At 41.6% G+C, this 8587-nt stretch carries 7 protein-coding genes; 5 read left to right on the top strand and 2 right to left on the bottom strand.

The genetic code is table 11. The features are described from left to right. Positions 1-84: 84 nt before the first annotated feature. Genes I6E38_RS13650 through I6E38_RS13640 form a run of 3 tightly spaced genes read left to right on the top strand, consistent with a single transcriptional unit; the run spans position 85 to position 5723 of the window. Positions 85-921, top strand: coding sequence for a GLPGLI family protein (locus I6E38_RS13650; protein WP_235394514.1), 837 nt, complete (start codon positions 85-87; stop codon positions 919-921). A 9-nt stretch (positions 922-930) separates the two neighbouring features. Further along, positions 931-3516 carry a TonB-dependent receptor gene (locus tag I6E38_RS13645; RefSeq protein ID WP_235394513.1) on the top strand — a complete coding sequence of 862 codons (2586 nt, stop codon included), beginning with the start codon at positions 931-933 and terminating at the stop codon, positions 3514-3516. Beyond that, complete coding sequence (locus I6E38_RS13640) at positions 3513-5723, top strand: peptidase domain-containing ABC transporter (protein ID WP_235394512.1); 2211 nt, start codon at positions 3513-3515, stop codon at positions 5721-5723. Before I6E38_RS13645 ends, I6E38_RS13640 begins: the two co-directional genes overlap by 4 nt. Positions 5724-6133: 410 nt before the next feature. Here the strand turns inward: I6E38_RS13640 and I6E38_RS13635 are convergent, their stop codons facing one another. Both I6E38_RS13635 and I6E38_RS13630 read right to left on the bottom strand, forming a co-directional pair. After that, complete coding sequence (locus I6E38_RS13635; protein WP_235394511.1) at positions 6134-6727, bottom strand: GNAT family N-acetyltransferase; 594 nt, start codon at positions 6725-6727, stop codon at positions 6134-6136. A gap of 53 nt (positions 6728-6780) precedes the next feature. Beyond that, positions 6781-7257 (bottom strand): hypothetical protein, encoded by a 477-nt coding sequence (locus I6E38_RS13630; RefSeq protein WP_235394510.1) that lies wholly within the window; start codon positions 7255-7257, stop codon positions 6781-6783. Between the two features lie 343 nt (positions 7258-7600). On the opposite strand from I6E38_RS13630, the gene greA reads away from it, so the two are divergent. Continuing rightward, on the top strand, positions 7601-8068 hold the full coding sequence (gene greA / locus I6E38_RS13625) for a transcription elongation factor GreA (protein ID WP_235394509.1): 468 nt from the start codon (positions 7601-7603) through the stop codon (positions 8066-8068). 58 nt (positions 8069-8126) lie between these two features. Continuing rightward, on the top strand, positions 8127-8525 hold the full coding sequence (locus I6E38_RS13620) for an HIT family protein (protein WP_235394508.1): 399 nt from the start codon (positions 8127-8129) through the stop codon (positions 8523-8525). The last annotated feature ends 62 nt before the right edge of the window (positions 8526-8587 follow it).

Below are 8587 nucleotides of genomic sequence, written 5' to 3'. Positions count from 1 at the left end.
AGAAATGATGAATTCTTCACGTTAAAGCTATACGCTCTACACGACAAGCGTCTACGCATTTAACGGAAGAACCTGATTATACGTATGAAATATATCAGTTTATTCCTGTCGCTTTTTGTAACAACAAATATGGGAGCACAAATTATTAAAAATAAGGAGTCTGCCATACTTGAAGTTCATTACATCAAAACTACAGTAACAGACACTTTGAAGTATCGAAGCTATTCCGACCTTATGACTCTGAGAGTCGGTAAAACTTCCGCTATGTTTTATCCTACTAAAAGAATGTGGGCAGATTCTCTACTACAATCTAATTATGCTCTTTATGAAAAACTACATCGGGAAATGAATCCTGTTGGGCAAACAGAGTATAAACCTATTGGTGGTATTGAACGAGAATTTCTATTTCGCAATATTAATGATGGGGAGACTATGGTATATAGGAAAATAGCAGGAGATGCTTACTCGTATACAGAACTTACAGACCACCCCGTCTGGGAACTTGCGTCAGAGACAAAAGAGATTATGGGTTATATTTGCCAACTTGCCACATGTAATTATAGAGGACGTATTTGGAAAGTTTGGTTTTCACCCGACATCCCTATAAATGAAGGACCATGGAAATTATTCGGGTTGCCTGGACTTGTTTTAGAAGCAAACGATGAAAAAAATCATTATACGTATAAAGCGATAGGTCTTTATACTCAAAACTTACAACCAGTGGGCATAAGACTATATATTAGGAACAGACCCTACAAATTGAAGTTTAGACAGGAATATCTTCAAAAGATGTATAAGGAATATATCAAAGGCAATTTCGCTATTTCTATGAATACACTACATGGCAATTCCACTCAATATGTTCCCTCTGATGCTCAATATGATTTTCAAGAGAGAGATTATCCTCATGTATCAAAATAATCCCATTATATGAAAATATTATTTGTGCTCATATTCACAATAATGACAGGCTGTCTAAATGTCTTGGCAGAAAACATTATAACAGGTTCTGTTGTCCAGTCATCTGACAATTCACCGATATCGGGTGTAAATATTCTAATAAAGGATGATAATGGCAAGATATTGGCATACGGTGTCAGTACCCTTGATGGACATTTCTCAATCAAACTATCTTCAACGAGCGAGAAACTTTCTATAAACGCTGCAAAGATTGGTTATAAGTCATATTCGGCACCTTTGGTTCTTGAAGGTAAATCTTTGGTTATAAAGATGGAAAAGGGAGCTTTACAACTCCAAGAAATTGTTGTTAAAGCTAATCGCATACGTGAGAATGGTGATACTATTACATATACAGTGAATAGTTTCGCTCAAAGACAAGACAGGACTATTGGGGATGTGTTGAAACGCATGCCAGGGATTGATGTGAGCAATAACGGTAAGATACAATATCAAGGTATCGACATTAATAAGTTTTATATTGAGGGAAATGACCTTTTAGGCGGAAAGTACGGAATAGCAACAAACGGCATATCATACGATGATATCGGTGCAGTAGAAGTTATGGAAAATCATCAGCCGATGCAGGTACTACGCGGATTGAGTTTTTCTGATCAAGCTGCAATAAATCTGAAGATGAAAAACAAGTCAAAGGCAACACTTCTTGTTCACGGTACATTGGCAGAAGGTTTCTCTGAACAACCGAAAGGATTACTTTGGCAAGGAGACATCTTCACAATGATGGTAACTGGAAAATACCAGATGATAACCACATTCAGAGGAAATAATGTGGGGCAGAATTTGTCGAATCAACTTATGGATTTCATTTCAGACAGAAAGGATGAAACAATAGACGGATATGTTTCTCTATCAACTCCTATTACGCCAAACTTACAGCGAAATAGAAATTATTTCAATCGTTCATGGATGGTGTCTTCAAGTCATTTACTGAAAACAGCTAAAGGCAGAGAATTCAGAGCACAGATTGACTATAACTACGACCGTGTTTCGGCACATGGTGCAAGTTCTACAACCTACTTTCTTGAATCGGGAGATAAAATCATATTTGAAAACAAGAACTCGCGATCTCGTAGAGATGCCATAACCGGAAAGTTCATATATGAAGCAAACGAAAAAACATATTTTCTAAACAATACTTTATCCACTGATATATCATGGAACGATTTGACGCTGAATACCATTGGATCAATACCCAATATTCAGTCAGCACAAATACCAGAATACTCAGTAAGCAATCTCTTAAAAGTAATCAAACGCTTCGGCAATAACAAGCTTGTCACTTTCGCAAGTCGTAACGAATGGAACTCAATTCCGGAAAAGCTGACAATAAATCGTAACGGAAATAGTTACGGGCAAAACATAAAGCAACACTCTCTATACACTGACGAAAGAGCATCACTTGGCTTTGTATTCAACAAGGTTTTGCTATCTCTTGACGCAGGGCTATCGGGATATTTCAGAAAACTTAATACTGATTTGTTCGGTGTAGATATGGCTGACATGGTAGGAGCAGAAGCGCTTACCACTGACTATCTGCGTGTATTTGTATCTCCAAAATTTGAGTGGAGTTACCAAAAATTGGAACTTACACTAAACGTTCCTGTTAACGTATATTCTTACTTCTTTTCTGGAGTTATGAACAATCGCACTGAACTTTTTCTTTCTCCCTCTCTTGCAGCAAGGTATCGTTTCACACCAAGGTTGTCGCTTACTGTACGTGGGAGCGCAAGACGTTCTCCGGCATCATTGCATGACATCCACACTTCTTCTATACTCACAGATTACCGTTCATTCAGTTCTGGAGTTGATGACTATTACACTTCCTCCGGACAATCCCTTTCTGCCACTTTTAATTATAGAAATGCCCCAAGTGGGATATTCATAATGGCTTTAGGTAGTTATGGATGGAATAAGTCAAAATTCGGAACTGTGCAGGAACTCATCAATGATTATGTTTTCTACTCCTATAAATCCATGCCATCAGATTCACGCAATGCCATGGCATATTTTAATGTAAGCAAGACCATTGATTTCGTGAGAGGTGCTATAGGCTTGAAAGGAAACTACATGAGGATGGAAAACAGTCTGTTGTCGCAAGGTAGCAAGACAGCTTATACTAATGATTCGTTTTCATTGTCACCTTTCGTCAACGGTAACATTTTGACTTTATTAAATTGGAATTTTCGTTTTTCATGGGAAAAATCTATGTTGAAAATATCAGATATGCCAAGTCGCAGTTCCAACAAATTCATTTATTCAGGAAGCATGACAGTCACGCCATGCTCCTTAATAACATGGACTACAGGAGGTGAATTTTATCGTAATCAGATTGAAGAAGGACACTACAAGAAAATGTTTATACTTGACACAAAACTTACTTTCAACATAAGCAAACGTATAGAGGTTTCTGCTTCAATCACCAACTTGCTTAATAAAAAAGAGTACAGTTATACCTCATATGGCACCTTATCGAAATATGAACGTTCAAACAAACTCCGTGGACGTGAATTTGTGATTTCAATATACCTCAAAAAATGAAGTGGATTCTTAATACCAATAAATTTAAATGGATAAAACAGCATGACTCCATGCAGTGTGGAGTGTCGTGTCTTTCAATGATATGCCATCACTATGGGAAAAGCTATAGTCTTGAATATCTTGACAGTTTTTGCCATGCAAATATCATAGGAGTGTCAATGCTTGGGATTACGGACGGTGCAAAAAGTATCGGACTAAACACAACAACTGTGGCTGCTTCCACTGACGAACTTAATAAAATAGTTCTTCCATGTATCTTGCACTGGAACCAAAATCATTTCGTCGTTCTTTATAGTATCTCAAAAAATGGAAAACACTACCAAATTGCAGATCCTGGAAAGGGATTGATTTCTTATTCAAAAAAGGAATTTGAAAATCATTGGATTAGCTCAGAACATGATGGAGAACCATGTGGAATCGTAATGGAGCTGATACCGACTGAAAGTTTCTATAAACAAATGACAGAGCATGTACCTAAAAAAAGATCTTTTAGATATCTGTTGGAATACATAAAACAATACAGAAAGTATTTTGTTCAAATTATACTTGGTCTGCTGTTGGGTTGCATTCTACAGTTGATTTTGCCTTTTCTAACTCAAGCTATCGTTGATGTAGGAATCAAAAATGGTGACATAGGCTTTATATGGCTTGTACTATTGGGCGAACTGATGATTGTTATAGGGCGTACTGCCACTGATTTTATACGTCGCTGGCTATTACTTCACATCTCCATGCGAATAAACATTTCATTGGTTAGTGATTTCTTCATTAAGTTGCTGAAGCTACCAATGTCGTTTTTTGACACAAAACTCATGGGCGATTTGTTGCAGCGCATAGGAGACCATTCGCGTGTACAGAAATTCCTTACGGGACAGGTATTGAATATAGTTTTCACTTTCTTAAGTTTCATGATATTTGGTATTGTCCTGCTTATTTTCGATAAAATAATATTTGGGATTTTTGTCACTGGCAGCATTGCTTATGGATTATGGATATCCTCATTCCTACGACGTCGGAAAGTGATTGATTATGAGTTATTCGAGCAACAGGCGATTAACCAAAACAAGACATACCAGTTTATCACGTCGATGCAGGAGATAAAGCTGCAGGACTGTGAGCAGCGCAGGCGGTGGGAATGGGAAGACACACAGGCCGACTTGTTTAAAGTTCAAATGAAATCGCTTAAACTACAACAGACACAGGAGGCTGGTTCCATATTCATCAATGAGGTCAAGAACATATTGATAACAGTTTTTGCTGCGACTGCTGTGATAAACGGTCAGATTACACTTGGCGCGATGCTTGCCATCCAGTATATCGTGGGGCAGCTCAACTCCCCGATTGAGCAATTTATGACATTCATCTATTCTTTGCAGGATGTGAAAATCTCCCTTGAACGAATCAACGAGATTCATGAAGGTAAGAACGAGGAATCCAAAGAGAATCAGGCAAAAGCATTTGATGCTGAAAAGTCAATCAGGATTGAAGGTATAGATTTCAAATACGATCCTCATGCTTTGAAGAAGACGCTTGAGGATGTTTCATTTAACATACAATCTGGAAAAGTGACTGCTATTGTCGGAGCGTCGGGAAGTGGAAAAACCACCCTAATTAAACTTATGCTCGGTTATTATCGGGTTATAGCCGGTTCTATCTCTATAGCAGGACGAAACATTAATGAATACAACCTCAAGTGGTGGCGTCGCCATTGTGGAGTGGTCATGCAGGACGGAGTGATATTCTCCGAGTCCATAGCCCGGAATATCGCAGTTGATGACGGAGAAGTGGATGTGGAGCGTTTGGAACAGGCCGCACGGATAGCCAACATACATGATTATATAATGTCGCTCCCATTGAAATACAACACTCTTATCGGGCGTGACGGAGTCGGACTGAGCCAAGGCCAAAAGCAACGCATACTTATAGCTCGCGCAGTCTATAAGAAGCCTGATTTTATTTTCTTAGACGAAGCCACTAATGCTCTTGATGCAAGAAACGAGAGGGCAATAGTTGAGAACCTTGACGAGTTCTATAAAGGACGTACAGTAGTTGTGGTGGCACATCGTTTATCGACAGTAAAAAATGCTGACCAAATAATTGTTGTCGATGGAGGAAAGATAGTTGAAACCGGCAATCATGCTTCTCTTATTGAAAAGAGAGGCGCATACTATAACTTAGTCAAGAATCAGCTTGAGCTTGGAAACTGAATAGCTAACTTATTATCGGTAGTATTAACAATTATAGAATAAGAATATGAGAAAGAAGAGACCCAGTGATATAGAATTACGTTCAGAGAAAGTCCGCAATCTTTTAGGCGAAATTCCTCCGTCGCTTGTAAAATGGGGGACGGTAATAATCGTAGCCATATTTTTGGCACTATTGTTAGTTGTCTGCTTCGTGCCTTATCCTCATTCACATGGTGAAAGCATTTTACAGCATTTATTGATGTGATTTTTGAAATCTGGCTGCAGAAGGAGCATGCAACAGGCTGGATTATGCTGGCCGACTATCTGGATGCTTGCTGTAACATATAAGAAAACAACCTCTGCAATGAGGTTCATACATTTGTATCCAACAATGCTGGAAATGCAAATATTGTATAGGAGCTATACTCTCCTTACTTTAATTTATGCACAAGATGACGCATGGCGTGTCCGCCCCATGTGGCGTCGTTGCAATACTCGAAACCCAACGAGGTGTACAGACGTTCGGCTGAGGGGTTGCCCTTGTCTACAAGCAAAGCGGCAGGCAGTCCGAGACTTGCAGCATGTTCGATGAAACGATTGAGCAGTTGTGAGGCTATGCCGCGCTTGCGATAGTGAGGATATACGGCAAGGGAGTCGAGATAGAATTCGCCCTCGGCGGTCTCGTCGTCCATGTTGGAGTAGTCCATCTGCCAGTCGGCCATGGCAGCCTCCTGGAATCTGCGGCGCAGACGGTGCAGATCCTTTCCGTCGTATCCCACAATGGCTCCTGCCACCGGAGCGTGTTCGATGTCGTCTGGAGCAGCTTCGTCGTCGACAGCCACAAAGGCGTTGCGCCAGCTGTACTGCGAGTCGTCCATAAGCACAAGTCGGAGCATGGTGTTGTAGAAATCTTCGAGTGTGTGATTAGGTCCGACAAGAAACTGGCAGCAGTCGTCGGTCATAGCGGTAATGATGAGCCGCGCAATGTCGGCGGCATGCGTTGGATTGGCTGGTAGAATCTTCATACGTTCAATACTTTACTTTACAATAGATTTATATTTGATGATTTGTTTTATGTTCAATAGCGTTCAAGAATCTTCTTGATTTTCTCGGCACGCGACTTCTTCTTCGACGGAAACATCAGCGAGAACACGCCAAGCATGTCAAAGCCCTTTTGGGCCTGCTCGTTGAGCTTGGCGTTCTCCTTGACCGAGCGCAGAGCCTTCTGCATGTCGAAGCCCAGCTTAGGGGCAGTGACATCGACATTATCGAGCACCACCTCCTGTGGTATGAGCAGGATTGTATCGCGCGCCATATCGGCAACGCCCACACGACGCTGCATATAGTTCTTGGCAGACACCGTAGCACTGCGGCATGCCCGTTCCAGGCTGACACGTCCAAAATGATTGCTTACGGCACGTTCGCCCGCATCAGTAGACACGATTGCACCCGTGAGGGGCAGTCGTGTATCCATGTCGGCAATTACAATATGGTGTTGTGCGTGTGCCGACTCTGTGCATATGTAAAGCGCCAGTGCCAAAAACAATCTCTTCATGTCTACAAAGATATGAAAAAGCAAGCGCAGCCCAAAATCATTTACCGTTTGTTAATACCATTTTTTGATAGTTTTGTAAATTTACAAACCGTAAAAACAAGTTTTTCGACTGAAAGTCTTGTTTATATGGATTTAAATGTCTATCTTTGCAAAACATTCACGGACAATACATACGGAGTGCCACCAACAAGCACACACATCTGGTTGGCACACCTAAAGTCAAGATATTAACTTTAGAGCAACAGGAAAATGAGAATTCCGACAGCAGGACCAGTGTCGGAATTCTTGTTTTTTTTATTGCCTTTCGAAAAAACAAAATAATAAATTAATCAAATTTTCAATTATGGCTTACATGTCACAAGAAGGTTACGACAAGCTCGTAGCCGAACTCAAACAGCTCGAATCAGTAGAGCGCCCAAAGGCATCGGCCGCCATCGCAGAGGCACGCGACAAGGGCGACCTTAGCGAGAATGCAGAGTATGATGCCGCCAAGGAGGCACAGGCTCATCTTGAGGAAAAAATCAACCGCATCAAGATGGCTATCTCTGAGGCCAAGATTATAGACCCGTCGCGTCTGAGCACCGATTCTGTACAGATTCTCTCAAAGGTGGAAATGACCAATCTGGCCAACAAAGCCAAGATGACCTACACCATCGTGAGCGAGAGCGAGGCCAATCTGCGCGAGGGCAAAATCTCTATCACAACCCCTATAGCACAGGGACTGCTCAACCATAAGGTGGGCGACGAGGTGGAAATCAAGATTCCACGCGGCACTATCCACCTGCGTATCGACAAGATCACAGTGGAATAAAACTCCGCTGAGACGGGTTTAAACACCGTCGAGAATACTCATTAAAAACTTAAACGATATGGATATTTTCTCAAAAATCGCAGCTGGTGAGATTCCCAGCTACAAGTGCGCCGAGAGCGACAAGTTCTACGCTTTTCTCGACATCAACCCATTGGTGAAGGGGCATACCCTCGTAATTCCGCGCCGCGAAGTAGACTATATCTTCGACATGGACGACGACGAGATAGCCGAATACCAGGTATTCGCCAAGAAGGTGGCTGTGGCTATCAAGCGCGCATTCCCATGCATCAAGGTAGGCCAGGCCGTTCTCGGACTGGAAGTGCCTCATGCCCACATCCACCTCATCCCTATGCAGTCGGAGAAGGACATGCTGTTCAGCAATCCCAAGCTCAAGCTTGAAGCTGAAGAGATGAAGGAGATTGCGGACAAGATATACGCAGAGTTTGTGAAAGAGTAAAAACAAAAAGGGAAAAGCCCCACCCCCGGCCCCTCCCCCGCAGGGAGGGGAGTGGTATGATT

The sequence above is a fragment of the Leyella stercorea genome (assembly GCF_021531355.1).
GTDB lineage: Bacteria > Bacteroidota > Bacteroidia > Bacteroidales > Bacteroidaceae > Prevotella.
The sequence above is the reverse complement of the archived record's forward strand: the minus strand, read 5'-3'. Positions and strand labels throughout refer to the sequence as shown.

Bases quoted from the DNA above. Each gene is read 5' to 3' on its own strand.
- I6E38_RS13650 (WP_235394514.1), top strand. From the start codon at position 85: ATGAAATATATCAGTTTATTCCTGTCGCTTTTTGTAACAACAAATATG.
- I6E38_RS13645 (WP_235394513.1), top strand. From the start codon at position 931: ATGAAAATATTATTTGTGCTCATATTCACAATAATGACAGGCTGTCTA.
- I6E38_RS13640 (WP_235394512.1), top strand. From the start codon at position 3,513: ATGAAGTGGATTCTTAATACCAATAAATTTAAATGGATAAAACAGCAT.
- I6E38_RS13635 (WP_235394511.1), bottom strand. From the start codon at position 6,727: ATGAAGATTCTACCAGCCAATCCAACGCATGCCGCCGACATTGCGCGG.
- I6E38_RS13630 (WP_235394510.1), bottom strand. From the start codon at position 7,257: ATGAAGAGATTGTTTTTGGCACTGGCGCTTTACATATGCACAGAGTCG.
- greA (WP_235394509.1), top strand. From the start codon at position 7,601: ATGGCTTACATGTCACAAGAAGGTTACGACAAGCTCGTAGCCGAACTC.
- I6E38_RS13620 (WP_235394508.1), top strand. From the start codon at position 8,127: ATGGATATTTTCTCAAAAATCGCAGCTGGTGAGATTCCCAGCTACAAG.